Source organism: Alkalispirochaeta americana, assembly GCF_900156105.1.
GTDB lineage: Bacteria > Spirochaetota > Spirochaetia > DSM-27196 > Alkalispirochaetaceae > Alkalispirochaeta > Alkalispirochaeta americana.
Genome location: NZ_FTMS01000002.1, coordinates 249,978 through 275,921, shown reverse-complemented (window position 1 = coordinate 275,921; position 25,944 = coordinate 249,978). Strand labels below are relative to the sequence as shown.

Below are 25,944 nucleotides of genomic sequence, written 5' to 3'. Positions count from 1 at the left end.
AAAGGATTCTCTGCGCAGTCCAGGATTCTTTCGCCGATCGAACCCCACAAATCGGGTTCCCCAATCCCGGGAAATCATATCTTTCCCAAATAGGGTGTGCCGTCCTCGGGAGCCCGGGATGCCCCAGGCGTCCTAACGCCGCGCTCTGCGGAAATTTAGGAGCGCCAGCGAGTAAATTTTCCGTAGCAGCGCATTGTTATGCCTTTGCTCCCAAAATTACCTCTGCGAGCTCTCCGGCGATTTCCTCAATGCTCTGCAAAGAAGTGTTTAGCGCTACTTTATCCGCAAGTGCTGGGCTAAAATTAATAACTTCATTCTTTGTTATTTTGTGCCATATCGGCAATATCATTTTATGTCCATTCATTTCCCGCGCAACCATAGAGTCAAGCTCGTACTGTGTCCAATTCTTCGAGCAAAAAGCAGATGATAGAATCACTGTTCCAAATCTCGAGTTTACCAACCCTTGATCGATACTTTTTCGCAAGCTGTCACCAACTTTTAAAGTAAATTCGTCATACCATACTTTAACCCCAATATTTTCTAGCGTTTCAGCGAGCGGGCGAACAAATTCTTCCTTATCTTCTGATGCATGGGATATAAACAAGTCATATTTCACAATATTTGTATGCGAAATGTTTTGGGTGCTCGCCAACTCTTTCACAGAAGCAGCCATATTCGCAGTTTGATTGATCTCTGCTCGCAACCGGCGCTGATATTCAAGCTGCTCTCTCTGATGCCTCTTTTCTATATCTGCTAGTTTTTTCCTTTCTCTCTCATCGGCAACAGCTTGCTTTTTACGTTCCTTTTCCTCTTCCTTAAGAAGATCTTGCTTAGCCTTTAGCAACTGCCCTTCTTTGTCGGATAGCTTTTTATAAAGACCCGCTTTATTTACTTGTATCTTAGCTATTTCAGACTGCTTTCTTTGGACTTCAGCGCTTTTGCTTTTCAGAGTGCTATTACTAGTGCTTTTGGTAATGCTCCTTTCAATTTGTCCGATCCGATTCCCACAATCAGACTCCTTTTTTGTCTCCAAACTCATTTTGTGATGGAGATCTGATATTTCTTTTTGCAACCTAGCAATCAAACTTGAAATTGTTGAGATAGACATTCTTACTCCATTGCCTGTTTTAATCTTGCATAACGCTGGCTTAACCGGCAATGCCTGACCAGCGGAGCGGGGTGGCGCGGTTTGTGCATAAGCGAGCGAAGCGAGGTGCACAAACCGTGACAGAAGGCATTGTCCGGTTGAAGCTGTTGTTAGAACGCCCGTGACCCCCGATAGCATCCAACGAACACCAGGGGAAATCAGGCACCGCCTTGGTCCTTTCTGGTTCTGCATCTCTGAAAAGAAATCCTCTTTTCCAGATCCAGTGAAAATGATCCGGGTCCATTATCCGCCGAATATATCGATTTTTCCAGCAGAAAAGACTTTCTCGCTGACCAGATTGCCTTCACCGATCGCCCTTGAACAGGCGGTTTCAATCCCTGGATCGTGCAGCTTTCCGAATAACGAGTGCCGTCCTCGGGAGCCCAGGATGCCCCAGGCGTCCTAACGCCCGGCTCTAGGGCTGCATGGAGCGGAGCGTAATGCAGTCCCTAGCAGCCGCTTGTTAGATTTAATCGCTTGATCCATCCACGATAGCTTCATATTCAAATTCGTATTGTCCCGCTGGCAGTCTCTCTCCATAATCCGTGGACTTCATATGGATATTAAAATCGAATTTCGTGCCGGTACCACATCGTACAAAGTTATTCGGAGTACCAGTAGGAGAGTTGACTAGCCTTGCTTCAAGAATTGGCACCCCGTTCATTTCCGGCTCAAACCGACCGCTACAGGTAAATTTATATGCTGGCTCACTGAGTGTTACGTTCAATGTTCCTGTGGCCATATCTGCGTCACTTATTTCATCATCCTGATCTATTTGGCTTACTAAAGGCGTTTTTCTTGATCTCTGCCGCACAAATTCTCGAATTTCTTCAACTGCCTCAACATTGGCCGCCTCACCAGAGGTTTCACCTGAATATTCTAAAAATCTATCAGTTCGATAAAGCAAGAATCGCTGCCCTGTCTCTTCGAAAAACTCCTTCAATAACTCATATAGCGGGCCAATTGTTTTACCTGATGATTTTTCCCACCAATCCTCTTTTTGCTCAGAGGTTACAAATATAAGTGGCTTATTGGCCTCCTTTATGTGATCCATTACTTGGCGCCATATTATATAATCGCCATAAGGCTTAACCCCGTCTTTGGATGAATCTTTGTAGCCGGGTGGTATTTTGCTATCTTTCCTTCGCTTAGCCTCCTTCAGGACTTCAGGAAGCTTATCTTTCGAAAATGATGAGCCGACCTTTTCATCAAACAAATTGCAAATATTGTCTAATATCGGGTCATTAACTCTGTAATCAGGATATTTGTCTCTTATTTCTTGGACTTCTTTTATTGCACTTTCTGTCGCAGATTTTATAGCCTGTTCAAGCCGCTCTTCTAACTCATCCGGTATTATTCGGTTACTTTTAATTTTTTTAAGAGGCTCTTCGATAGATTTTTGGACTTCAGAAATATTTTTCTCTGCATCGTTAAATGCGCTATTTGATGAGAGTATGACGCTATTCCTATTTCTGAAAAACTCTTCCGCGACCTGATGGGGAATCCAAGCTCTACCGTCAAAGGAATTAATCGCAGCAAGCAATGTTTCCCTAGTGTCTTCGTGGTACCTATAAAGATCTAAAAGCACGTTCGTATCAACTGTTAGAATTCCCTCTTCCCATATTTTTCTAATATCGTCATCGCTTAGAGGGAAATACCACTTAAACAGTTCTTTCATAAAATCTCCGATATGTGGACAAATCTAACGTTTGCATAACCTGCGAGACGTAAGCTGGCGTGGTTTTTGCCCGGCGAAGCCGGAACAGCAAAAACCATGACAGTAGGCGAGTCAGGTTCATGTTTATGTTATAAACCGAAACCCAAACTCCCGCTCTTCTCGAAAGGCCGTGAATAATCCCGACCCCTAATTATTCATGAACCTCTGAATAAGTATTCGTCCAATCCGTGGCTATTGCCAGGCTGTCTTCGTTAATCTGCATGATTGATGCGAGAGTAAGATTTCAGACCCGAGCGATCAGCAGCAATGCCACAGATTGTACTTCTCGCGCTGCTGATCGCCCCCGCTTGCAGGGGAGAAGAGCCAGCTCTTAAACAACTAGAAGAATCCTCTTTAAAAACCATTCTCAAACATGCAGCTTCTGGTGCCGTCCAGAATGATACCCCAGCGTTTATAACGTTTGCATAACCTGCGAGACGTAAGCTGGCGTGGTTTTTGCCCGGCGAAGCCGGAACAGCAAAAACCATGACAGTAGGCGAGTCAGGTTCATGTTTATGTTATAAACCGAAACCCAAACTCCCGCTCTTCTCGAAAGGCCGTGAATAATCCCGACCCCTAATTATTCATGAACCTCTGAATAAGTATTCGTCCAATCCGTGGCTATTGCCAGGCTGTCTTCGTTAATCTGCATGATTGATGCGAGAGTAAGATTTCAGACCCGAGCGATCAGCAGCAATGCCACAGATTGTACTTCTCGCGCTGCTGATCGCCCCCGCTTGCAGGGGAGAAGAGCCAGCTCTTAAACAACTAGAAGAATCCTCTTTAAAAACCATTCTCAAACATGCAGCTTCTGGTGCCGTCCAGAATGATACCCCAGCGTTTATAACGCTGGCTTAACCGGCAATGCCTGACCAGCGGAGCGGGGTGGCGCGGTTTGTGCGCAAGCGAGCGAAGCGAGGTGCACAAACCGTGACAGAAGGCATTGTCCGGTTGAAGCTGTTGTTAGAACGCCCGTGACCCCCGATAGCATCCAACGAACACCAGGGGAAATCAGGCACCGCCTTGGTCCTTTCTGGTTCTGCATTTCTGAAAAGAAATCCTCTTTTCCAGATCCAGTAAAAATGATCCGGGTCCATTATCCGCCGAATATATCGATTTTTCCAGCAGAAAAGACTTTTTCGCTGACCAGATTGCCTTCACCGATCGCCCTTGAACAGGCGGTTTCAATCCCTGGATGATACAGCTTTCCGAATAACGAGTGCCGTCCTCGGGAGCCCAGGATGCCCCAGGCGTCCTAACAATAACTGGACTGGTCCAGGATAATGATTGGAACACTGCAAAACTATCCGCGTATGCAGAATCCTTTTTCAACAGGTTGCAGGCCAACTCCCCCCCTAACCAGGGATTAGGAATGGTCTCCCACGATCCCCGGGATGTTATACGGATACTTGTAAGCACCTTAGCCTCCTAATCCAGCCCATCAAAGGGGCTTCGGACTCCCGAGGGGCCCTTGTTGAGCACGTGGGTGTAGATCATCGTTGTCTTTACATCACTGTGCCCCAGAAGCTCCTGTACCGTTCTTATATCGTAGCCGTTCTCAAGAAGATGAGTCGCAAAGGAGTGGCGAAAGGTGTGGCAGGAAATGCGTTTTTTGAGCCCCGAGGCAATGACCGCCTGCTTTACTGCTCGTTGAACAAGCGATGGATCCAGATGATGGCGTCCTTCTTCGCCTGTAGCACTATTGCGCCATCGTCTTCGCTGGGGAAATACCCATTGCCAGTAAATCTCCTGGTCCGCCCTGGGATATTTTCGCTTCAGGGCCTCGGGCAGGGCAACACGCCCCCAACCATCGGCAAGGTCCTGGTTGTGCAGGGTTTCAACCCGGGCGATTTGTTTGTTCAGTGGTGATATCAGAGATTCCGGCAACATCGTTACACGGTCCTTCGCTCCCTTGCCGTTGCGGACCAGGATCTCCCGGCGGGCCATATCGATATCCTGGACCCGCAGACCGATCGATTCTGCCAGACGGAGCCCCGTTCCGTACATGAGGGCTGCCAGAAGCCACATATCTCCCGAGAGCATCGCCAATACTGTCTTGACTTCGCTTTTGCTCATGACAATGGGGAGGCGCTGTGGTTTTTGGGCGCGGACGACCGAGCCCAGATCACCAATCTCCCGCTCAAGAACGTGGCGAAAGAAGAAGAGCAGGGCCGACAGAGCCTGGTTTTGGGTAGAGGCGCTTACCTTTTTCTGAACAGCCAGGTGGGTGAGAAAGGCATTCACCTCCGAGGGGCCTGCTTTGTCCAGGGGGGGATTTGTCGCGGAATGCAAGAAACCGTTGGACCCATTGCAGGTACGATTCTTCTGTTCTGGGGCTGTAGTGGCGGGCCTGGATTGCGTCCCTGCATTGGCACAGGAGCTCTTTGTCGTTTTCCTGTCCGGAGCTGCCTGGGGAGGGGCCGGGTCGGTGCGTTTTTCCGTGGGGATATTCAGGAGATTCCGGTGCTCTGAAGAGCCCCGTAGCCCAGAGCTCTTCCAGAAGATGAGCGCTGTGGCGCTGTGTTCCGGGTACAAGCCAGATTCGATCTTCCTGTATCCACCGCCGCCCGGGAACCCGGCGAAGAGCGGTTATTATGCGCCGATCGTAGGGAACGGTTACAGCCAGGGTGCCCTGGGGGAGAACTCGGATTTCAACACCCATGGTTGGTAACCCTCGAAAATTCCATCAGGAAAATAATAGTGCTGTCACAGCAATCCTGCAACTCCTTTTATCTTGAATCTTTCAAATATAGAAGAAAAATTGCAGAGAAAGAGAAAAAAAGAATATTGGAACTTTGTGAGGATCTCTGATACAATCGGAAACCGCTATGACAGAAGCTGAATTTGATTCGTCCTTTGAGTCGCTGGTTCTCCCCTTTGCAAATGAACTTGCCCGGGAGGCTCAGCAAACGATCGTCATCACCCATAAAGAGAATCTCCCCCTTCCGGCTGTGCTTCATACAGCGGCGGGACGGCCTCCTGTGATCTATCATGCCGCCCGGGATGGTGCGGCTCTTCATGGTATTGTAACTCAGTTGGGGACTTTCGAACGGGTCCTTCATGCTCGCAGAGCAGGGGTCCAGCAGATTTTGCGTCGCGATCAGCGTTTTTACAACCGGTTTCAGGATTCCTGTTCCGCCAAGATATCCTCCATGCGTCAGGCCGGCATACCCGATGCCCGGATCGCTCCCATCGTGGAAGGCTGGTTTAACGGTCTGGTGAACAATCTCCTGGGTACGCCCCTGCACCTTCTGGTAGAGTTCTCCCTGGCCCGGCGATTCCCCGAGTTTGAGGAGTTGCAGCTTCAGGGGATGGATGGTCTCGTGCGCCAGAGCGTGCCTTTTGTCCGTGCTCTGCTGGAAGACAAAAACGTTCCGCCCTTTGTTTCCCAGGCCACGGCTGTGCTGGCTCTGGTCATGGCTCTGGCTTTGCGCGACCGGGCTCGGGAGCGTGGGGCCGATCAGAAATCTTTCGATCATGTGGCCGATTTCGGTGCCTCCCGCCCCCGGAAGGCTCAGGCTCAAGAGCTCCTTCAGGATCTGCGTGATCGGGTAGAGGGGCCTGCCGGTGTGGAATGGGAGTTGGTTCATTCCTGGGCAGCAACGCTTCGCCTGGAGGCCTTCTTCGAGACAGCCCCCGATCCGGCGCCTCCCCAGGGGGCGGGTTTTATTCCAGGATACCCCCCCGTGATCGTGGGGGAACTCCCGCCACAGGAAGATTCTCTTCAAGACGGGCAGGAGGACGACGCGCTTCTGGTGGAGGCTCTTGCATCGGCGTTGCGGTATTTCAAGGCGCTCTCCCAGGATCAAATCAAGCGGATCACTCTGGAGATGGCCGAGATCGGGTCCGCCGGTTTCAATCCCCGGGATACGTCCCGTCGCTATACCCTTCCGGCGATTCCCGGTACGGAGTTTACAGGCCAGGAGCTTCTGGCCTGGACCTACGCGGGGTTTCAGCTGGTGAACCCCGAGGTCGAGACGGGGCTTGATTTTTCCCGGGCTTATGAGCAGGCGCTAACTCTGGTGTAAGAGGGCAGCCAATCCTCCCTGGCGGAGCACGCGGCGCTTCACCGCCAGGGTCAGGGTTTCGGGGTTTGGTTCCACCAGGCTCAGGAACGTCTTTGCTCTGGTAATCCCGGTGTAGATCAGTTCCCGGGTGAGTATCTCCGCCGGGGTGTCGGGCAGGACCAGTACTGTATGGTCAAATTCGGATCCCTGGGATTTGTGCACCGTCATGGCGAAGGCTGTTTCTGTTTCCTGGAGTCGCGCAGGGAGAACCCACCGAAGTGTTCCTGGTTCGTCACCGGGGAAGGCCGCCCGGAGGGCTCCGGGAAGGTCCAGGACCAGACCGATGTCCCCGTTCATGAGCTGCAGGCGGTAATCGTTGCGTGTGATCATCAGGGGCTGGCCCGGGTACCAGGTCTGCTCTGCCGGGATCAACCCTTCCAGGACCAGTTCTTCCCGGACCCGTTGGTTAATCTGTTCGACTCCCCAGGGGCCCTGTCGGAGGGCACAGAGAATCTGGAATCTTCCTCGTTCTTCCAGAACTGTCAAAGCCCAGCGCTCCCAGGCCTCAAGCGGTGCATCCTGGGGAGGGCGGCTTTCGTTCATCCTGAGCAGGTAGGCTCCTGACGTTCGGCATATCCTCCGAAACTCCTCGTCGCGGTTGGTTCGGGGAACAATCCGATGGACCGTCTGATCTTCCTGATGGTTTTGCGGGAGTCTTCCTCCCCTGACCGAGGTGGCGTAGAGGCCGATTCCTCCCGTTGATGAGAAACGAAAGCTTTTTCGCAGCATGGTGATCTGCTGATCCAGGGGCGATCCCTCGGTGCTCTGCAGTGCTTCGGGCAGGGTAACGCCGGTGCTCTCCTGAATCCATCGGGCTGTCTCCGGGGTGTAGTATCCGTCTTCGGCCCGGGAGCAGAGGTCGGCCAGGACCGAGCCTGCCTCAACCGAGGCAAGCTGGTCCTTGTCTCCCAGCAGAATCAGCCGTGTCTCGGGGCGTAGCGCTTCAAAGAGGGCTGCCATGAGAGCCACGTCGACCATGGAGGCCTCATCCACGACGACCAGGTCTGCCGGCAGGGGAAGAATCGGGCCGTAGGCAGGCTGCCCCCTTCGTCCCATCCCAAGAAGCCGGTGAAGGGTGGTAACATTCCGGGGAATGGTCTCCCGGACGTCCTCGTCCAGATCTTCGAGACGGGAGTGGATCGATTCCTGGAGCCGCACTGCGGCTTTGCCCGTGGGGGCCGCCAGGCGTATCCGCAGAGGTCCTTCCAGAGCGTGAAGCAGGGCCAGAACCGAGAGGACCGTGGTGGTTTTTCCCGTTCCCGGACCGCCGGTTATTACGGAAAAGCGGTTTCGTGCTGCCACGGCAGCGGCAATTCGGGGCCAGTGCGTGTCATCTTCCTGAAAGAGGCCTTCCAGGCGGGGGCGTATCCGGGCAGGGTCCAGGGAAAGGGGCTCGGCCCGTTGGGCGATTCCCCGGAGAATCGCCTGTTCCTGCCGGTAAAACCGGCGGAGCGCCAGCCGGGGCGAGGGGCTTTCCAGAAATACCAGGGGAGATGTGCTCTCGGGGTCGGTGAGGGGGCTCTCCCGAAGTGCCCGGACCCATTCGTCCAGGTCGATCGTCCCGGGCAAGAGAAGGGGAATCGGTTCCTCCCGGGACGATTCGTCCCGGGAAAACAGGGCCTGTTCCGGCGCTGCAGCGGCTTCTTTCAGATCAAGGCAGCTGTGGCCTGCTCCGCTGGAGCAACTCACCAGGAGCGCCCCCAGGAGAACCAGGGGGTCTGCCTCAGGAGCTTCATCCCGGAGAAACTGCACAAAACTGCGGTCTATGTCTCGGATCATTCCAGCTGCCGCCCAGCGATCCAGGGCGTGGAGGAGGTCATTTTTACGCATCAATAGGGTGTCCTTCCCTGGGTATTTCCTTCTGTTGGCCCTGAAAGAGTTGGTCCAGTTCTTTCAGGAGAGCCAGATCGGGGGGATAGAAGAGAGCGCCCCGGGGTTCTCCCTCAAGGCCCCGCAAAAAGAGGTAGATCGCGCCACCCAGGTGGTCCTCGCAACGGTAGCCGGGCAGCCGTTGTTTCAGATGGCGGTGAAGTGCCAGATTATAGAGAGCCATCTGCACGTCGTAGCGTTTTGTGCAGAGTTCTTCCTCCAGGGCATCCCGGGAATAATCACGGTTCGCTTCTCCCAGGCGGTTCGATTTCCAGTCGGCCAGGTAGTACTTGCCCTGGTGGAAAAAGATCAGGTCAATAAAGCCCTTCATCATTCCCGAGAGCAGGCGCGGTGCCAGAGGAGGACGTTCCCGGTCTGGCAGGAAGCGCCGCTGGATCTCCCGGTCCAGCTGTTCCGTGGTGAGGCGCCGTGCCGGGAAGAGAAACTCCAGTTCTGCCTGATACACGGTGATGTCGGCCAGGGAGGGATTTCCGGGCAGGGGAAGAGTCACGGTAACGATCTTTCGGGTCCAGTCAGTCAAGGCGGGAGTCCACTCTTCCCACCCCCGGAGGAGACATTTTTCCTGCAGGGTTTCAAGCAGTTCCTGGGGGAGCTCGTCCCGACATCGGGAGAATCCGGCCTTTCCTGCCTCTTCCAGAGCCTCATGGAGGAGGGTTCCGGCCCGGGCTCCTGCGGGAAAAGCATGGAAGGCTGGGGTGCCGGGAGCTGCAACGGGAGCGTTGCGGGGCGAGGCCAGGTGAGGTTCTTCCTGGGCCAGGGCCTGAGCTGCCACTTCCGGTTCCCGGGGAAGGTCTTCGGCGGAGGTGATGTGCAAGGCTGAGTAGCTGGCAATCCACCAGGGGGTTCCCGCTTTTCGGTGGGCTCTGCGAGGTTCTCTGGCGGGTCCCTCTCCTCGGGCCGGCAGATGAAGCCGGCTCTCCTCCTCCGGGGGATCTGCTTCAGGGGGCAGGACGACCAGTTCTATCTCCCCGGGTGATTTGGCCAAGCTGGTGATGCCTTCCATCATGGCCTGGGCGTTTTCGGGCTCGTCTTCTCCCGAGATCAGGTAGCCTGCTCCTGTGGCGTGATTGGCCGGGCTCTTTCTATTTCCCGACGACACGGGAGCCAGGGCAGTGAAGGCGGCGATCCGCGAACGCGTGAGAGTGACGTAGAGAAGCCGCATTTCTTCGCTCAGAACTTCGCGGGCGTGCGCTTCCTGAGCTTTCGGGTAGTCTCCGGAGAGCTCGACCAGCGCCGTGTGATTCTCGTCGTGCCAGACCAGGGGGGTCAAAAGATGTTTTCGTCGTGGCCCCGGGGTGTGGGGCAGGCTCAGGAAGGGAGCGATCACCAGATTGTATTCGAGTCCTTTCGCCTTGAATATTGTCACGATCCGAAGGCACTCCTGATCGCTTTCCAGACGAAGAACCTGCTCGTTGCCGGGATTCTGAATGCGCTGGGCCAGGAGGCGGATCAGCTCTTGCCGGGTGTGAACGGTAGCGCTCATCTGATGGAGCCACTCTGCGCCATGGAGCAAGTTGGTGATCACTCTCTCGCCCCCGGGTGAGTCCCGGTGGCGCGCTGCCACGCCGTACTCCTGCAGGAGTCGCCGAATCGCCGGAAGGATTCCCTCCTGTTGCCATAATTCTCCGCAGGCGATAAACCGATCTGTGTCGTTTTGCCGCAGTAGATCTTCCCGGGCGGAACGTTCCAGTTCCTCCAGGGGAATGGCCATGGAGGATGTGGCCAGGGCCTCCCGAATACGGGTTTCTTCCCCCGGTGAGGCCAGGGCACGAAGCCAGATCAGGAGATCTTCTGCTTCGTGAGTTTGAAAAAGCGAACTTCGTTCCGATAGGTACACCGATGATATTCCCCGGTGCCGGAGTTCCTCCTGGATTGCCAGGGCTTCTTTGGCTGATCGTACCAGCACGGCCAGGTCCGAGGGTCTCACGGGGCGTTCCAGGGAGTTTTCCCTGATGATTCCCCGGGGGTGTCCCTGATCGTCCTGCGAGAGCCACCGGAAGATCTGTTCTGCTCCAATACGGGCTGCGGTGGATCGGAAGGCTTCAGTTCCCATGATTGAGTTGTCCGGGCCAACCTTGAAGGTCCAGATGGTGAGGGCCGGGACCGGAGTGCCGTCTATCAGAAAGATCGGCTCTTCTTCGGCCGATCGGTCGGGCCGGGCGCTGGCTGGCAGAAAGGGGATCTCCCCCTCGTCGCCGGAGCCGAAGAGAAATGCCCCTTGCCGGTGCGTGTCTGCTGTGGTAAAAACCCTGTTTACTGCCTGCACCATGGATTTCCGGGAGCGGTAGTTTGTGGTTAGAGCGTAATGACGGCCCGCTGTGGCACGGCGTGCTACAAGATAGGTAAAGATATCGGCGCCCCGGAAGCGGTAGATCGCCTGTTTGGGATCGCCTATCAGAAAGAGGCCCCGATCGGGACAGTTTTCGGCAACGCGGTATATCCTGTCAAAGATCTGGTATTGGGCTTGATCGGTATCCTGAAACTCGTCCACCAGGGCCACAGGAAACTGCGTGGCGATCCTCGTTGCCAGGCGGTCTGATCCTTCCCGTTCCCGGTCCAGCGCCCGGGCCAGGTGAAGCACCATGTCCTCAAAATCCAGAAGCGATCGTTGTTCCTTCATGCGCCGGTAGCGACGCCGGGTCTCCTCCAGGGCGTGCACGGTCAGGTTAGCCGCTTCGTGATGGAAGTGCTGATGATTCCGCTGATCCAGCTCTTCCAGGGCTTTGCCCAGGGTCAGGAGCGGCGAGGATTCAGGGATGGACCATCCTTTTTTGAGTTTGATTTTTTCCGGCGCCAGTTTCTTCATGAACGGGGGCGGATCTTCTGGCTGACCTTCTCTGGCCCAGCGAATGCATTCATCCAGGGCCTCCTGAAATTCTTCGGGTGTCCTGGCTTCCTTGAAATTTCTTTGGTTCAGCCCCTCCTGGATGTTCCGGAGATCCTCCAGGATCTCTTCTTCCTGTCCTCTCCAGTATTGCTGGAGATCTTCTCCTGCCTGGCGGTGCAGCCTGCGGGTCTCGAGGATACTCTGGAGTGTTTCCCGGGGATGCCGGGGAGTGCCCAGGGGGCTTCCTTCAAAGCATATTGTGGGAGAAACGATTCCCTTCAGGGGAGCCATAGCGTCTTCCAGAGCATCGGGGGTCAAGAATATTCCTTCCAGGGCTGCGGCTTCTTCCGTGGTGAGGCCGTAGAAGGTGGCCCGCCAGTAGTCCCGAACCGCCTGAGACCAGAGATCTGTCGGATCGGGGGTGATCTCCTGGTGAAAAGAGAGCCCGCTTTCGAAGGCGTTTTCCTTCAGTGTGCGTTGGCACCAGCTGTGAATTGTGAAGATCGCCGCCTGATCCATCTCTTCGGCGGCCTTTTCCAGCAGTCGGGCGGCCCAGGGATGTTCCTCGGGAGGGATCGAGTCGCGAAGTTCTTTCAGCAGGGGGTCCTGCGGGAGAGATGATTCCCGGTGAGGTCTGCGAAATACCTGGCCGGCTTCGACCAGGCGCGATCTGATCCTGTCGCGAAGCTCCATCGTTGCCGCCTCGGTGAAGGTCACCACCAGGATCTCCGAGGGAGCCAGGGGGCGTCCGAAGGAGGTTTTGCCCGTGCCGTGGCCCAGAATCAGCCGGGTATAGAGTTGGGCGATGGTATAGGTTTTGCCCGTGCCCGCGCCGGCTTCGATCAGACGGCTTCCCTTGAGGGGAAAGGTCATGGGGTTGAGTTGTTCCGGTTTCATCGGGGCCTTTTCTCCTTGGCGGGTAATTTCGCTGGTGACTTTGCCGGGGATCCTGCCGGAGGTTGTGAAGACGTGTGGTGATAGAGGGGAAAGTAGAGACGTCGGGCTGTCTCCGCAAAGGCCGGGGCCTGCCATATCTCCTGCCACGATGACCAGATTCGCTGGAGGCGGGTGCTCTGGTTGTATTCGTGGTCCAGGGAGGTTTTTTGCTGTGTTTTTATCCTCTTCAGGAGTGTTTCATCCCACAGGGGGGAGCCTGTGCTGTCGCAGGAGCAGTCCAGAGAGAACCAGGCGAAGGCTGTCGCCGGGGTTGCCGGCAGCGGCTGTGCAGTTGCCTCGTGCCAGAGCTCGAAGAGATCCTCAAGATAGCGGCAGGCTTCTTCCGGTGGCAGGGGGTGCAGGGTTACGGTGGTATGGAGCCCTGCCACGGTAGTGGTCATGGCCTCACCGGCGGCGTTGGCTGCCAGGTGTCCAGGCCAGTACGAGAGAAGCTTCTCTCTCCGGAGCCGCTCTGTTTCTGGTCCTTTGGAGTTCGTCAGGCGCGTGGGTGTCAGGATCAGGCGTTTCAGAAGGCCCCCGTCCATGGTAAAGACCGGAAAGATTTCTTCCTCCAGAATGACCTGGCCCCGGCCTAGGGTAATTCGGGCTCGGATGCTCCCGGGGAGGAGGTCGCTCTCTTCGGAAGGAAGTTCCTGGCGGTATCGGGAGATCATATCTTCGCCATCGGCGAGACAGGCCTCCTCCAGGGAACGGTGAAAGGGAGGAACCGGTGTCTTTCCTGCCAGGACCAGCCGGTTGAAGTGTTCCTGCGGCGTTTTGCCGGGGTCCAGGAGGATATCCTCGATTAGTTCCTGTTGAAGGTGCCACCGGTCCAGCCCGATTGCTGAAAAGGGTTCTTCCTGGGGAAGCTCCTTCGTGTCATGGCCGAAGGATGTCACATCCAGGCCCTCGCTGAAATAGACCTGGCAGGGCAGGCGGAGCAACTGCTGAAGGTCTCGCAGCGAGGGGGTGCGGGCTTCTCCGGAACGAAACAGCAGGGACGGCAGAGGTTTTTCTTCTTTCGGGGGATGCCACCATTCCCGGGCGTAGGTAAAGAGCTCTGTCCCTGGGTCCCTGTAGGCATTGCTAAAGGGCTGCAAGGGGTATTCCCTGGTGAGCGATGCAGAGACACCCGGGCTGGGCTCAGGAGATTCTGCCGGCGTCGGGCTCGTCCAGCCCCGATCCAGGTGGTCACGGAGGCGGCTCACCAGAATCGAGGGTGAGCGCAGACTGTTGTCCTGGATGCTCCGTCCTGCCCAGCTGATGTACAGGCGTTTTCGGGCCGAAAGCAGAGCCTCCAGAAAGAGGTAGCGGTCATCTTCCCGGCGTGATCGGTCTCCTGTTCGGGTGTTTCCCCGGAGTTGCATCAAGTCAAACCCCAGGGGCTGCTGCTGCCGGGGGTATTCCTTGTCGTTCATTCCCAGAAGGCAAATCATCTTGAAGGGAACCGCCCTCATGGGCATGAGGGTGGCAAAGTTTACGGCTCCTGCAAAAAATCGCTGTGTCAGGCCGGGCGTGTCCAGCCGTTCCATCCATCCCTGCCGGACTACAGTGAGAGGGATCTCTTCCTGGAACCCTCCCTGTCGGCAGGCTGCTTCCCAAAGGTGCAGTGCTCTTCCCAGGGCTTCCAGCGTTTCTTCTTCCCGGGGCTGACGGGGGCGGAAAAAGTCTTCCAGGAGTCCCCTCAGAAGTTCGCTCCATTCCTGGGGAGGGCGGGGGGTGGAGATGTCTTTTCTGAAACGATCCAGGCGCTCGATCAGGCGAGCCAGCTTTCCCAGGGACTCGGCTTCAAGGCCTGCTACTCCCTCGAACCCCGCAATCCCCTGCCAAAGCGAACGCTCCCCCGTGGCGTAGCCCAGAAGCATTCGCCGCAGCCCGAAACGCCAGGTATTCTGTTCGATGCGGTGGGGAATGTCGAACTGTTCCCGGTGGGCCCCGTCGATTCCCCAGCGGATGCCCGCCTCGCAGGCCCACTGCTCCAGGATCGAGAGGTCCTCCTCGTTCAGGCCGAAGGCTTCCCTGAGAGATGGGGTTTCCAGGAGTCCCAGGATCTCTTCCAGAGTGGCCCTGGACGAGGAAATGTCCAAAAGGGTTTCCAGGGCGCTCACCACGGGATCGGTGTCCCGCAGGGTTTGGTCTGAGATGGTGTAGGGGATCCGCCGCAGATCATCTCGCGAGTGCTGCCCGAAGACTGCCGATACGAGAGGCGCGTAGCTGGTAATATCGGGGACCATCACCATCACATCTCGGGGTTCCAGGTCAGGGTCCTCTTCAAAAGCCTCCAGCAGGTTGTCGTGGAGAATCTCGATTTCCCGCAGTGCGCTGTGGGCGTTGTGGAACGTGAGGGACTTGTCCGGGATCGACAGGGGATCCTGCCAGCGTTCCCGGGTCTCTTCCAGAGAGCGGAGTTCGAAGATGTCTTCCTGAAGCTGATGGAGAAGGCAGGATTCGCCGGGCGAGCGAAAGACTTCGGACTGTCCCGTCTCGTCCAGGGAGTCCAGCAGGCCGATGTAGTCGCGTCCCTGCATTCCCCAGGATATCAGGAGGGGATGACCATGAAAATGGAGGTCTTCTTCCTGGAGAGAGTCCCTGCCGGGTCGGCTCCGGCGCCGCTGCCGGGTGAGGATTCCCCGGGGTTCGCCGATCTCCGTCCAGTGGTACCGGCAGGGGTTGTGAACAAAGAGCAAAACCTGGCTGAAGCGACTTGCTGCTTGCAACGCTTCGATCACCGGTGCCGTGAGAGTGCTCATCCCGAAGGCGATGATCCGGGGGGGGAGGCCCTGTGGCGCCTCGCGGCATGTCCGGAGGTAATCCAGACATCGCTGGTGAATCGTGGCGCGGTCCGTGCCGTGGAGCTCCAGGGGCATATCCTCACAAAGACGTTGCCACAGGCGAGCCTGCCAGTGGTGCTCCTCGGGGAAGACTTCAGGTCCCTCCAGGCGCCCCTCCTGCCAGGCCGAGAGCCAGTCGGCCCGGTAGACCTGGTATTGATCAAGGAGGTCGGCTATTCGCAGGGCCAGCTCGTAGCGCCGCAGAAGATCGGCGGGATCGGCCAGAAAGCGCTGGAGTTCCGTGAAGGCCGGGTCCGGAAGGAGCTCGGGAAGAATCCGGAGTATGCGCCAGACCAGTAGTTCTTTATCGTAGGGGGAGATCGCCGGGACAGCCTCGTTTCCCGGCGTGGCGCGGTAGAGCCGCCACTGCAGGCGGGCCGGAAGGGTTATCTCCAACCCCATGGCCACGCCCGATTCGGCCAGGGCAAACTTCAGCCACTGACTGATGCCGTTGCTTTGAACCAGTATTGTCTCCGGTTCCAGAGGCGGGAGCGGGGCTTCGCTGATCCACTGCACCATGAGATCCCGCAGATCTTCCAGAAGGTTGCCGTGAATCACGTGGAATCCGGGAGAAATCCCTCGCCAGGGATACTCCGGGCTGGGGGGGGACGGCGTTGCCGGGTCTTTTTTGATCACAGATAGTACTCTACAGCCTTGGAAGGGTCTTCTCAAGGGAAGAATACTTCACGAGTTTCTTTCTTGAGGCTCCCCGGATGGATTATGATTCGGGGGTGTTGCATTTCAGGGGTTGGAGTGAAATCTCAAGGTCTGGTATTCTGGATCACCGAGAGGGAGAGTATAGGTTATGTTTATCAGGTTGCTGTTGCTGTTTACGGTGGTTCCTGTGGTGGAGCTCTATTTATTGATTCGTCTGGGAGCGAGCATTGGAGCAATTCCCACGGTGCTGCTGGTGATCGTTACAGGCATCCTGGGCGCACGTCTTGCCCGCTCCCAGGGGTTCTCGGTGCTTCAGAAGATCCGCGATAAAGCCTCCCGGGGGGAATCCCCCGCGTCGGAGATGATCGATGGTCTTTGTATTCTTGTGGCCGGAATCGTGCTTCTTACTCCGGGGATACTCACCGATCTGGCGGGTATGGTGTTGCTGATTCCCGCATCCCGGGCGGTGGTAAAGAGGGGGATCTCGCGTTACCTCGCCACGGCCGTAGCGGCGGCGGGAACGGTCTCGTTCACCAGCAGCTTTCATGATCCTCCAGGTTCCGGGTATTCCGGTGATCCCCGAGGTGCCCGGACCGAGCGTCCCGTTGGGCAGGGTGAGGCCACCTTTTTTCGAGATCATCCCCGGAGCGATTCCGGCGAAGGCGAAGACGGCAATAATGAAGGAGAAACACGAGAGTGACCGCACAGACCGATCTCTTCGCGCAGGAACTCTGCCGGTTTATTGATCGGGGAGCAACCAGCCTGCACAACGCCTGTTCCCTGGCCGATCACCTGGAGCATGCCGGTTTTACCCCTCTCGACGATACCCCCCTGAAACCGGGGGACACTCGCTATCTCAGGCGTGAAGGAGCTCTGCTGGCCTGCCGGGTTGGCACGGCACCGCTTCACCAGGGAGGGGTCGTGATCGCTGCGGCTCACACCGATAGCCCCGGACTGCACCTGAAACATCGTTCGGCCCGTCGGGCCGATGGGTTCCTGCAAGTACCGGTGGAGGTCTACGGTGCCCCCATCCTGGCAACCTGGCTTGATCGCGACCTGGCGTTGGCTGGCCGGATCGGCCACGATCCTGTAGACGGAAAAGCCCGGGGAGGGCTCTCGTTGATCTCACCATCGACAATCACGGCGGTGATCCCTAACCTGGCGATCCATTTAAATCGGGAGATCAACGACGGAGCCGTCTATAATCGTCAGGACCATCTCAAGGCTCTCTTCCTGGATGCCGCTTCCGATCAGGAACCAGAGGAGGCTCTGCTCGCTCTGGCTCTTGCCGGCACCGGCATTGATCCCGGGGTGGTTCGCGACGCAGAGCTGACTCTGGTTCCTGCCGAACCCTCCCGGGTTACTGCTCAGGGACTTCTCCTTGCTCCCCGGATCGATAACCTGGCGGGTTGTTTTTCCCTTCTTCAGGCTCTCCTGAGGGTCCAGGCGGCGGCCCAAACCCAGATGGCAATCTTCTACGATCACGAGGAGATCGGGAGTGTCACTGCCACCGGCGCGGCTGGAGCCATGACCGAGCATTTTCTGCGTCGCCTCTGCCGCCTGGCTCCGGGCGGAGAGATTTCGCTCGAGGATCTTCTGGCCAGGACGGTGTTGATCTCCAACGATGCTGCCCACGCCCGACATCCCAACTACCGGGACAAACACGACGACGGCTACGCGCCGGTTCTGGCGGGAGGTCCCGTGGTGAAGAAAAGTGCTATCCGACGCTACGCAAGCGAACTCCCCGTGACGAGCTGGATTGCCGGAGTGGCCCGACGGGCGGGTGTCCCCGTGCAGTACCTGCAAAACCGTTCCGATATTGCCGCCGGCTCCACGATCGGTCCGGCCGTGGCTTCGCGCCTGGCGATTCCCGGGGTTGATCTGGGAGTGCCCATTCTTGGCATGCATTCGATCCGGGAAACGGGAACGGTGGGCGACATAGAACAGATGACAGCTCTTATCGCTGGAACGTACAAGGAAGATCTGGATGAAATATTTGACTCTCCTTCGCCACGCTGAAGCTGAACGGGGAGGCCTGGCCTGTCCCGACGAGGCGCGCCCCCTTACGGAGGCAGGAATAGGTGATGCCCGGCACCTGGGAGGGGTGCTTCGCAATCTGGGGCCTCCGCCCCAGGCGGTTTATACCAGCAACGCCCTGCGGACCCGGGAAACCGTGGTCCATCTTCTGGCAGCCTGGCCCGGGATCTCGCTGGAGCCGGAGGCAGAACCGGATCTGTACCTGGCCGAGGCCTCCACAATCTGGGATGTGGCCTACTCGGCGTTGCTGCAGTGGGATCACGTCTGGATCTGCGCCCATAATCCGGGTATCACCGAGAGTGTGGAACACCTCTGCGGCAACCGGATCGAGCAGTTTCCTCCGGCGGGGGTGGTGCGAATGGTCTTCGAGGATCTCCTTCCCACGGGTACCAACGGTTCCCTCCTCCTGTATCACGCTCCTGATGTGGGGTGTGTCAGGAATCACTCCTCTCCTGGAGGTGTAGCATGATCGATATTGCAATTGTTCTGGTCGAACCCGCCCGGGGTGGAAACGTGGGGGCCTCGGCCCGAGCCATGAAAACCATGGGATTCACCGATCTGCGGGTGGTGGTGCCTCCGGAGCATTGCCAGGAACCGCTGCGCTCGTCGGTACGCACCAGCGAAGCCAAATCCTTTGCCCACGGTTCCACGGATATTCTCGATTCGGCGCGCCTTTTCCCCTCCCTGGAAGAGGCTCTGACCGATCGGGATCTGGTAGTTGGAACCACAGCGCGACGCCGGGGAAACCGGGACGATTATTATCCCCCGGCGGAACTTCGGGAGATGCTTTCCGAGGGAAAGCGGGGCGAGCGGATCGCTCTGGTCTTCGGCCGGGAAGAGAGCGGGCTCTCTAACCGGGAGCTTTCCTGTTGCCATGTTACTACGGCGATTCCCATGCGCGCCTCCTACCCGTCGCTCAATCTGTCCCAGGCGGTTATGGTCTACTGTTATGAGCTTTCGCCGCTCTGTTTTCAGGTTCACCAACCCCGGCAGGATGCAGACCAGCCAACCCTGGACGCGCTCTCGCGGAAAGCTGCGTCCACGCTTTGGCGCTTGGGTTTCGATCCAGGCAGGGCCGTCTCCCGGAGAATCATGGAACGTCTGGGGGCGCTCCAGCGGATCGACACCCATTTGGCGCTCTCGGTTATTAACGCGATCGACCAGCGCCTTCCTGGAGCGGACCATCGCTGCGGTGAAGGTCTCCCTGTTGAGGATGATCTTCCCGGGGAGTGATCTCCATCTCCTCCCGGGAAGAAAGACCGGTCCCGGGAACGCTGAGCGCCTCGGTTACGCCCTGCCAGATTCCCTGGGCCGGGAGATCGGCTGCGCAGATCAGGTTTTGTCCGGAAAAGAGGGGGTGGGGCATCGCCAGGTACCAGGAATGGAGGGCGATACTCCGGTCTCTCAGGGGGCGCCGCGCCCCGTAGCGGGCATCTCCCAGAACGAACCACCCCCGGTGGGCCAGTTGCGCGCGTATCTGGTGCTGACGGCCCGTGCCAAGCTCCACAAGGAGGATGGTGTGGTGGCGGGTGTTGCCGATTGTCTCGTAGCGCAGTGTCGAGAGTCGCCCCCCGGGGGTGCCTTGGGAAACTACCCGGGTATTTCCTTCCTTGCTTCCCTTCATTCCTCCAGGCAGAAGATAATCTTCCAGGACCCCCCCGGCCGGTTCGGGGGGCGTTGTTACAACAGCCAGATACCGTCGTTGGATCGCTCCCTCGGCCAGAGACTGGTGGATTCGCCTGAAAGATTCGGGCGTTCTTGCGAGAATCACAGCGCCGCTCACGGGCTGATCGATTCGGTGGACCGGCTGAAGGCCGGGATCTGCCAGGGCTTCCCGAAAGGTGGCTACCACTGTCTTCTGTCGGGTGTCTCTGGTCTGAACGGGCTCGCCAGCAGCTTTTGCGACAACAGCAAGCCATGAATCAAGATAAAGTAGGGTGCTCATGCGGGTCAGGAGTGTAGCGGGAAATCCCGCTATGATCCATAATAGGGGCGTGAGATGTGTTCATATTTCTGATATTCACCTTGATCTTGTGACCAGGACGCCCCAGGGGGTCCCCGTGTGGGATCATTTTTTCTGGGCTCGAAAAACGGCAAGAAACCTTAACCCCGATCTGGTGGTTATCACGGGGGATCTTGCTCTGGATCAGGGCTCGGAAGAGCTCTACCAGGAGCTTGCCTCTCATCTGGTTTTCCCTGGTGCCCAGGTATTGCTGTTGCCGGGAAACCACGACAAGCGGGAGTATTTCCAGGGAGCCTTTGGTCGGCGCTATGCTCTGGACCCCCGGTGGCCCCGGCTGGATCGGGTTGTGGAGATCGGCGGCCGCACCATGATCCTCCTGGACACCGCCGATGGCGAGATCTCCCGGGACACCCTGTCCTGGCTTGATTCCCTTCTGACGGCTTCCGCTGCGGCAGTCAAAAGGGGGGAGCAGAACGGTACGATCCTCATCTGGATGCACCATCCACCCCTGGGAGGGTTTAACACGTTCATGGATGCCAACTACCCCCTGCGAAACGGCCAGGAGCTGGTGTCGCTCCTCACGGGGTTCGCCGGGGTTCTCCGGTTCCACCTCTTCTGCGGTCACTATCACACCGATGACCAGCGTCACCAGGAAAATCTTACCCAGTATTCTACTCCCTCGACATGGATTCAACTGGATGCAACGACTCCTGATTTTTCCGTGTCCTCCAGGCTGGCGGGATTGCGTCTTGTCGATATCGATTCCTCCGGGACGGTGGAAACCCTGGTGATCGAACAGGCCTCGGAAACCTTGTCCAGTCCGGCCGATTCATGAATACTATCGCCGTGAGACCATCAATAGCGGCAATCCCGGCCGAGACACGGGTTCTTCCGGGGGCTCGCACCCTCCGTCTTGAGCGGGAAGGAGCCTCCCGGGCGGTTCTGGTCCTCCACGGTTTTACCGGCTACGTGGGAGAGATTCGTTTTCTGGCGGAACATCTGCATCAGGCGGGGTTCTCTGTGCTGGCACCCCGTCTTCCGGGCCACGGAACAAACAGCCGGGATTTTCGCGCCTCCGGCGGCAACGACTGGTGGCGGGCTTCCGTGGATGCCTATCTCGATGTGGCGTCTCGCTACGATCAGGTGATGGTGGTGGGGCTTTCCATGGGAGGGGTTCTCTCGGCCCTTCTGGCGGCCCAGTTCCCGTTGGCCCGGGCAGCCCTTCTGGCACCGGCCCTGGAGATTGCTCATCCCCTTGTCCCGCTGACACCCTTTCTGCGGCACCTTGTTCCTCCCTTGCGAAAGCCCGAAAAGGAACCCAGCGAAGACCCCGAACGGGAATATCTGGCCCGGGAGTACTGGAACTGGCAATGGCCTCGGGAAACCTCGGAGTTATACCGCCTGGTGAAATTGGGCCGAAGGGCTTTGGAGAAGATTACCTGTCCAACCCTCACGGTGGTCTCTGCCCAGGATGACACGGTTCCCCTGTCGGTTGCCGGGAGGATTGAGCGGTCCATCGCTGCAACGGAACGGCAGACCCTGGTTCTGGAGGAATCGGGCCATGTTATTACCGATGGTCCCGAAAAGGAAACGGTAGCCCGGGCGGTATCGGAGTGGTTCTTGCGCTGAACCTCGGGGCAAAAAAGGCCGATAGATAAGCTATGAAACGGATTATCCAGCCCCTTGTCCGAACCTGGGCGCCCTTTTGCATGACCTTCCTGATGCTTTTCACCCTTTCTGCCTTCTCTTCTGGGGCGGCAGAGATCTCCGGGGGGCGAACCCTGGTAAACGGTGAGCGACTGCTCTTCGGTTTTATCCTTCTTCCGCACCAGGCAGTGGAGGGGAGAGATCTCTCCCTGGAGGAGGACATTCTGATCCTTCTGAGGGATCACCGGAACTCCCTGCGCATGGTTGCTCCCGAAGGAATGGTTCCCATCCCTGATCAAAAGGGAGTTCTTCTGGGGTATTTCGCCGGCGATTCCTCGGCGGTCTCCTTCCGTGTTGCCCGGATCGATCTGGAGGAGGGGACGTTGCCGGTGCGGGTAGACCGTTCCCAGCTGGTAGAAACCGAGGGAGGTCGGCGGCTTCATCTCTCGCCCTGGGATATCCCCGCCTGGCCCGAAGCGATCTTTCCCGACGGGCTCGACGACGATTGGGAAGAGATCGCTCCGATTCGATCCTTTTCGGCGATTGCCCTTCCCGAACACCTGGAGATTCGCTCCGATCTGGTCGGCCTCGATCCAGGAAGCTTCTCAGCCCCCCCCGAGGGGAAACTCCTCGGCGTAGCGGGCGATGATATCGCCTCGGCCCGTTTCTGGCGCTTGGGGGGAACCATGATCCGCCACCTCTACAGCTATGAAGGCCGGGATTCCTGGTTTCTTGCCCTGCGGACCGAGGAACGAGTTCTGGATAACACGGGCTACCATTTTCAGATATCTCCCAATGCGGAGCTGGTGGTGCTGGTGGATGGTCGCAGCGGTCCAGTGGTGTATCGGCGTCAGGGGGAGCATCCCCAGTGGGCAGGGCAATACACCCTGAACAATCGTTTTGTGGAGATTCAGCTGGACCGCCGTCTCTTTAGTCAGGCCCTCGCCCAGGCAGGCGCCGAAGCAGGAGAGCCTCTCCGGGAACTTTCTCTGGTTACGTCCCACCGTACGCCATCCCGGGTGGAGCGCTTCTATCTCTCCCGCTTTCCCATTCCTCCGGGGTTGCGCGAGCGATGAGCCCCGGACCGAAGCGGCTGCCTGCGTCGTCGGCCCGAAAGTTTTTCTGCGGGAATTGCGGACGCGAGGTGGCTGAGGATGACACGATCTGTCGTCACTGCTCGGCGCTCTTTCGCGCCATCAAGTGCCCGCAGTGCGGCTATCGGGGCAAGCAACACCATTTTGCGCAGGGGTGCCCCCTGTGCGGATTTCTTGCTCCTCCGCCGGAAGAGCGGCGGGATCAGCCAGCAGGAAGATCATCAGGGAAGTCGCTTCTTGCGAAGGCTCGCCGGGTTCGTTCCCGACAGGCTTCGAACTGGCAGCCTCGAGGTGCCGGGAAGCCCCCTCCCGCCTGGGTTTTCTGGTTCTTCCTGGCCTCCCTGGTGGGAGGATTTCTGGTATTGAGCCTGCTTTATCTTTATATGTAGGCTTTTGTGGTGAACGTGCGCCGGTGCGCGGTTTATGCCGTTGGCCTGCCGAGGCGTTTTGTCAAGACAAAAAATCCTGCAGGAGCCGGCGACGAAGACTGGCCCGGAGGACCCTGGAGATATACACCGGAATGAACCACGTGGCGAGAGAGGGAATGACCAAGGCAATGAAACAGGGATCTGGCCCCTTCCTTTGTATGATGTTTCTCCTGATGTTCTTCCTGATGTTCCTGACACCGGGGGAGCGGATATCTTCCCAGGAGGTTCTTCAGCGCGGATTTCGGGCGTTGACCCTGGGGCTGCCCTTCGAGACGCTTCAGGATCGGCTGAAGGAGGACTCCTTCTTTTTCTACCGGGGCGAGCCCGATGTCTCGATGCACCTGACCAGTGGTGAGTATGTGATCGATGTCAGGGGCCGGCGCTATCTTGAACGGGGCCTCTTCCAGTTCCACCAGGGAGAGCTCTACATTATTACCCTCTACCCGAACCGTCAGCTTCTGGATTACTTCCAGATCTTCGAGCGACTGCGAAGCCGTTACGGGGAACCTCGGGATCTCGATAATCGTCGGGCGTTCTGGGAGGATGGAACCACCAGAATAGAGCTGGAGAGGCCGCTCATCGTGAGATATCTGGACCTGGAGCGGTTTCTGGAACGCCGTCAGGAGAGGCAAATCAGGGAGGCTTTGGAAGATGTTTCGCGGGAACAGTTTCTTGAATCCTTTTAGGAAAGGCCCTCTGGTTGTGGTCTGGGCGGGCTTTTTTCTCGGGTGCGGGCTTTTGTCCTGCAGCTCCGGTGAACCACCCCGGGTGGCACTCGATGTGGGGGGACACACCTTTCAGGTAGAGCTTGCCGAGACCGAAGAAACCCGGGCTCGAGGCCTTATGTTCCGGGAGAACCTTGAACCCGATCAGGGAATGCTCTTCGTCTTTCCCGATTCGTCGATCCGGGCCTTCTGGATGAAAGACACGCCCCTTCCCCTCTCGATCGCCTATATCTCCGCCCAGGGGGTGATTCTCGAGATCCGTCACATGGAGCCCTTTTCGCTGGAGCCGGTTCAGTCCCGATATCCCCTGCGATTTGCCCTGGAGGTGAACCAGGGACGCTTTGAAGAGCTGGGGATATCCCCGGGAGACCGGGTCGATCTGGCCCCCCTGGGCTTTTAAGGTTCCTTGTGCTCTTTGGAAGGGCCTGTCCCCGAGACGTTCTCCCCCGAGTGGTCAGTGCCGTGGGGTCTCAGCTCGGGGAAAAGTTCCAGCACGGGCGGTTCGGTATCCTCGGGGCTTTCAGGTTTATTCACCAGAATCTGGATGCGCCGCTCCAGTTTCTGCAACTCTCCCTCCAGGGAGCGGGCCAGGGTGAGGCCCTCCTCAAAGAGGGATGAGGCTTGATCGATGGGGATCGTGCCGTCCCGAAGCTTTTCGGCGATCTCCTCCAGCCGTTCCAGTCGTTCTTCAAAGGGTTTCATGGGTTCTTCCTTGTCATATCTTCTTCGGCTCTTTTTCGGAGCCGTCTTGCCGCCGCACCGTGACAGTGGCATCGTGAAATTGAAGGTCCAGCAGATCCTCGGAGATTCCTGCGGCCCGGGTGGTAATCTCCCCCGAGGAGTGGCCCCGGACAATCGCGTAGCCCCGTTGCAGGGGGATAAAGGGCGAGGAGCTCTCGACCCGCTCGCGGCTTATCGCCAGGCGGCGGTGCGTCTCGTCAAAACGTCTCTGCAACGCTCCCAGGAGGTTTTCCCGGGCTGAATCAACTCGTTGATACCAGGGTTGTACGTAGTTCCGGTAGCGGTAGCGAATTTCCTCGGTCGACACCCGTTCCAGGCGGCGTTCCAGCCCCTCCAGGCGCCCCAGGTACTCCCGAACCATGCTTTTCCCTGCCCCCCGCAGACGGTTCAGGATCTCTTCTTCGCCGGCACAGACCACCTCGGCTGCGGCCGAGGGAGTGGGGGCCCGGTAGTCGGCGGCAAAATCGGAAAGTGCCCAGTCTATCTCGTGACCCACAGCGGAAATAACCGGTAGCTCGCTGGCGGCGATCGCCAGAACTACCGATTCTTCGCTGAAGGGAAGCAGGTCCTCCAGTGAGCCCCCGCCCCGGGTTACCAGGATCACTTCTCCCAGGCGGTGGTGGTTGGCGTAGCCGATCATTCGTGCGATCTGTTCCGCTGCGGCTGCCCCCTGAACGGCGACAGGAAGAATCCGTACATCCACCCGGGCGCCCCGGCGTTGCAGAATCTGCAGGATGTCCCGGATCGCCGCCCCGCCGGGCGAGGTTACTACGGCCAGGCTCCGCGGAGCGTAGGGCAGGGGACGAGCGCGGTCGAAGAGGCCCCGGGATGCCATACGGCGTTTCCGCTCTTCCAGAAGAGCAAGGATTCGACCCTGACCGGCCCGGCTCATGCGCCGTATGATCAACTGGTAGGATCCTCGGGGGGGGTAGACGCTCACCGAGGCGGTAACCCGCACCAGATCCCCGTCGCGGGGGTCGAAATCAACCCGGCTGGCCGCTCCGCGAAAGAGCGCGCACTGGATCATGGCCGAATCATCCTTGAGCGAAAAATACCAGTGCCCCGATGAGGCAGGCCGGAAGTTTGATATCTCGCCCTCCACAGTTACCTCGGGGAAACGGTCCTCCAGGGTGAGCTTGATCGCCGCTGTCAGCTGGGAAACTTGCAGTACCGAGTTCCAGTTCTCATCGCTCATGGCTCAGGAGCTTATCTGACCCTCATGACACGCTCAACCCCT

Annotated in this window: 21 protein-coding genes; 11 read left to right on the top strand and 10 right to left on the bottom strand. The window is 57.8% G+C overall.

The window, feature by feature from the left end; all coding sequences use genetic code 11:
• Positions 1-196: 196 nt before the first annotated feature.
• The 4 genes from BW950_RS02855 to BW950_RS15440 all read right to left on the bottom strand — a co-directional run bounded on the left by BW950_RS02855 (position 197) and on the right by BW950_RS15440 (position 5,526).
• Entirely contained in the window at positions 197-1,108 is a 912-nt protein-coding gene (locus tag BW950_RS02855) for a toll/interleukin-1 receptor domain-containing protein (protein WP_076487766.1), read from the bottom strand.
• Positions 1,109-1,616: 508 nt separating this feature from the next.
• The gene (locus tag BW950_RS02850; RefSeq protein WP_076487765.1) at positions 1,617-2,825 is read right to left on the bottom strand and encodes a PIN domain-containing protein; all 1,209 of its coding nucleotides are present in this window, start codon (positions 2,823-2,825) and stop codon (positions 1,617-1,619) included.
• 1,467 nt (positions 2,826-4,292) lie between these two features.
• Positions 4,293-5,108 (bottom strand): integron integrase, encoded by an 816-nt coding sequence (locus BW950_RS02845; RefSeq protein ID WP_268759552.1) that lies wholly within the window; start codon positions 5,106-5,108, stop codon positions 4,293-4,295.
• Positions 5,005-5,526, bottom strand: coding sequence for a phage integrase N-terminal SAM-like domain-containing protein (locus BW950_RS15440; RefSeq protein WP_143559100.1), 522 nt, complete (start codon positions 5,524-5,526; stop codon positions 5,005-5,007). The genes BW950_RS02845 and BW950_RS15440 overlap by 104 nt, the downstream gene beginning before the upstream one ends.
• Positions 5,527-5,692: 166 nt before the next feature.
• On the opposite strand from BW950_RS15440, the gene BW950_RS02840 reads away from it, so the two are divergent.
• On the top strand, positions 5,693-6,892 hold the full coding sequence (locus BW950_RS02840; protein ID WP_076487764.1) for a hypothetical protein: 1,200 nt from the start codon (positions 5,693-5,695) through the stop codon (positions 6,890-6,892).
• Here BW950_RS02840 and recD read toward each other — a convergent pair.
• From recD to recC, 3 genes are read right to left on the bottom strand one after another with little or no spacing between them, the layout of a single operon-like run.
• The gene (recD, locus tag BW950_RS02835) at positions 6,878-8,761 is read right to left on the bottom strand and encodes an exodeoxyribonuclease V subunit alpha (RefSeq protein ID WP_076487763.1); all 1,884 of its coding nucleotides are present in this window, start codon (positions 8,759-8,761) and stop codon (positions 6,878-6,880) included. The genes BW950_RS02840 and recD overlap by 15 nt on opposite strands.
• Positions 8,754-12,545, bottom strand: coding sequence for an exodeoxyribonuclease V subunit beta (gene recB, locus BW950_RS02830; RefSeq protein WP_076487762.1), 3,792 nt, complete (start codon positions 12,543-12,545; stop codon positions 8,754-8,756). The genes recD and recB overlap by 8 nt, the downstream gene beginning before the upstream one ends.
• Positions 12,542-16,051, bottom strand: a complete 3,510-nt coding sequence (recC, locus tag BW950_RS02825) for an exodeoxyribonuclease V subunit gamma (protein WP_143559099.1) — start codon at positions 16,049-16,051, stop codon at positions 12,542-12,544. Before recC ends, recB begins: the two co-directional genes overlap by 4 nt.
• A 169-nt stretch (positions 16,052-16,220) precedes the next feature.
• Here recC and BW950_RS02820 point away from each other — a divergent pair, with 169 nt between their 5' ends.
• Genes BW950_RS02820 through BW950_RS02805 form a run of 4 tightly spaced genes read left to right on the top strand, consistent with a single transcriptional unit; the run spans position 16,221 to position 19,342 of the window.
• On the top strand, positions 16,221-16,772 hold the full coding sequence (locus tag BW950_RS02820; protein WP_076487761.1) for an FxsA family protein: 552 nt from the start codon (positions 16,221-16,223) through the stop codon (positions 16,770-16,772).
• Positions 16,769-18,091, top strand: coding sequence for a M18 family aminopeptidase (locus tag BW950_RS02815; RefSeq protein ID WP_076487760.1), 1,323 nt, complete (start codon positions 16,769-16,771; stop codon positions 18,089-18,091). Before BW950_RS02820 ends, BW950_RS02815 begins: the two co-directional genes overlap by 4 nt.
• A complete protein-coding gene (locus tag BW950_RS02810; protein ID WP_076487759.1) occupies positions 18,060-18,578 on the top strand; it encodes a SixA phosphatase family protein in 519 nt (172 codons plus the stop codon). The genes BW950_RS02815 and BW950_RS02810 overlap by 32 nt, the downstream gene beginning before the upstream one ends.
• Positions 18,575-19,342: a tRNA/rRNA methyltransferase gene (locus BW950_RS02805; protein WP_083943666.1), complete on the top strand. Its 768-nt coding sequence runs from the start codon at positions 18,575-18,577 to the stop codon at positions 19,340-19,342. The genes BW950_RS02810 and BW950_RS02805 overlap by 4 nt, the downstream gene beginning before the upstream one ends.
• Here BW950_RS02805 and BW950_RS02800 read toward each other — a convergent pair.
• The gene (locus tag BW950_RS02800) at positions 19,257-20,054 is read right to left on the bottom strand and encodes an RluA family pseudouridine synthase (RefSeq protein ID WP_076487758.1); all 798 of its coding nucleotides are present in this window, start codon (positions 20,052-20,054) and stop codon (positions 19,257-19,259) included. The two genes, BW950_RS02805 and BW950_RS02800, sit on opposite strands and share 86 nt — an antisense overlap.
• A gap of 31 nt (positions 20,055-20,085) precedes the next feature.
• On the opposite strand from BW950_RS02800, the gene BW950_RS02795 reads away from it, so the two are divergent.
• The 6 genes from BW950_RS02795 to BW950_RS02770 all read left to right on the top strand — a co-directional run bounded on the left by BW950_RS02795 (position 20,086) and on the right by BW950_RS02770 (position 24,366).
• Entirely contained in the window at positions 20,086-20,907 is an 822-nt protein-coding gene (locus tag BW950_RS02795) for a metallophosphoesterase family protein (protein ID WP_076487757.1), read from the top strand.
• Between the two features lie 11 nt (positions 20,908-20,918).
• Positions 20,919-21,701, top strand: a complete 783-nt coding sequence (locus BW950_RS02790) for an alpha/beta hydrolase (protein ID WP_159438704.1) — start codon at positions 20,919-20,921, stop codon at positions 21,699-21,701.
• 32 nt (positions 21,702-21,733) lie between these two features.
• Entirely contained in the window at positions 21,734-22,795 is a 1,062-nt protein-coding gene (locus BW950_RS02785; protein ID WP_076487756.1) for a hypothetical protein, read from the top strand.
• Between the two features lie 68 nt (positions 22,796-22,863).
• Positions 22,864-23,202 (top strand): hypothetical protein, encoded by a 339-nt coding sequence (locus BW950_RS02780; RefSeq protein ID WP_143559098.1) that lies wholly within the window; start codon positions 22,864-22,866, stop codon positions 23,200-23,202.
• 131 nt (positions 23,203-23,333) lie between these two features.
• Entirely contained in the window at positions 23,334-23,927 is a 594-nt protein-coding gene (locus BW950_RS02775; RefSeq protein WP_076487754.1) for a hypothetical protein, read from the top strand.
• Entirely contained in the window at positions 23,914-24,366 is a 453-nt protein-coding gene (locus tag BW950_RS02770) for a DUF192 domain-containing protein (RefSeq protein ID WP_234969010.1), read from the top strand. The genes BW950_RS02775 and BW950_RS02770 overlap by 14 nt, the downstream gene beginning before the upstream one ends.
• Here the strand turns inward: BW950_RS02770 and xseB are convergent.
• Both xseB and xseA read right to left on the bottom strand, forming a co-directional pair.
• Positions 24,363-24,668: an exodeoxyribonuclease VII small subunit gene (xseB, locus tag BW950_RS02765; RefSeq protein WP_083943662.1), complete on the bottom strand. Its 306-nt coding sequence runs from the start codon at positions 24,666-24,668 to the stop codon at positions 24,363-24,365. The genes BW950_RS02770 and xseB overlap by 4 nt on opposite strands.
• Positions 24,669-24,681: 13 nt before the next feature.
• The gene (gene xseA, locus BW950_RS02760; protein ID WP_076487753.1) at positions 24,682-25,902 is read right to left on the bottom strand and encodes an exodeoxyribonuclease VII large subunit; all 1,221 of its coding nucleotides are present in this window, start codon (positions 25,900-25,902) and stop codon (positions 24,682-24,684) included.
• Between the last annotated feature and the right edge of the window lie 42 nt (positions 25,903-25,944).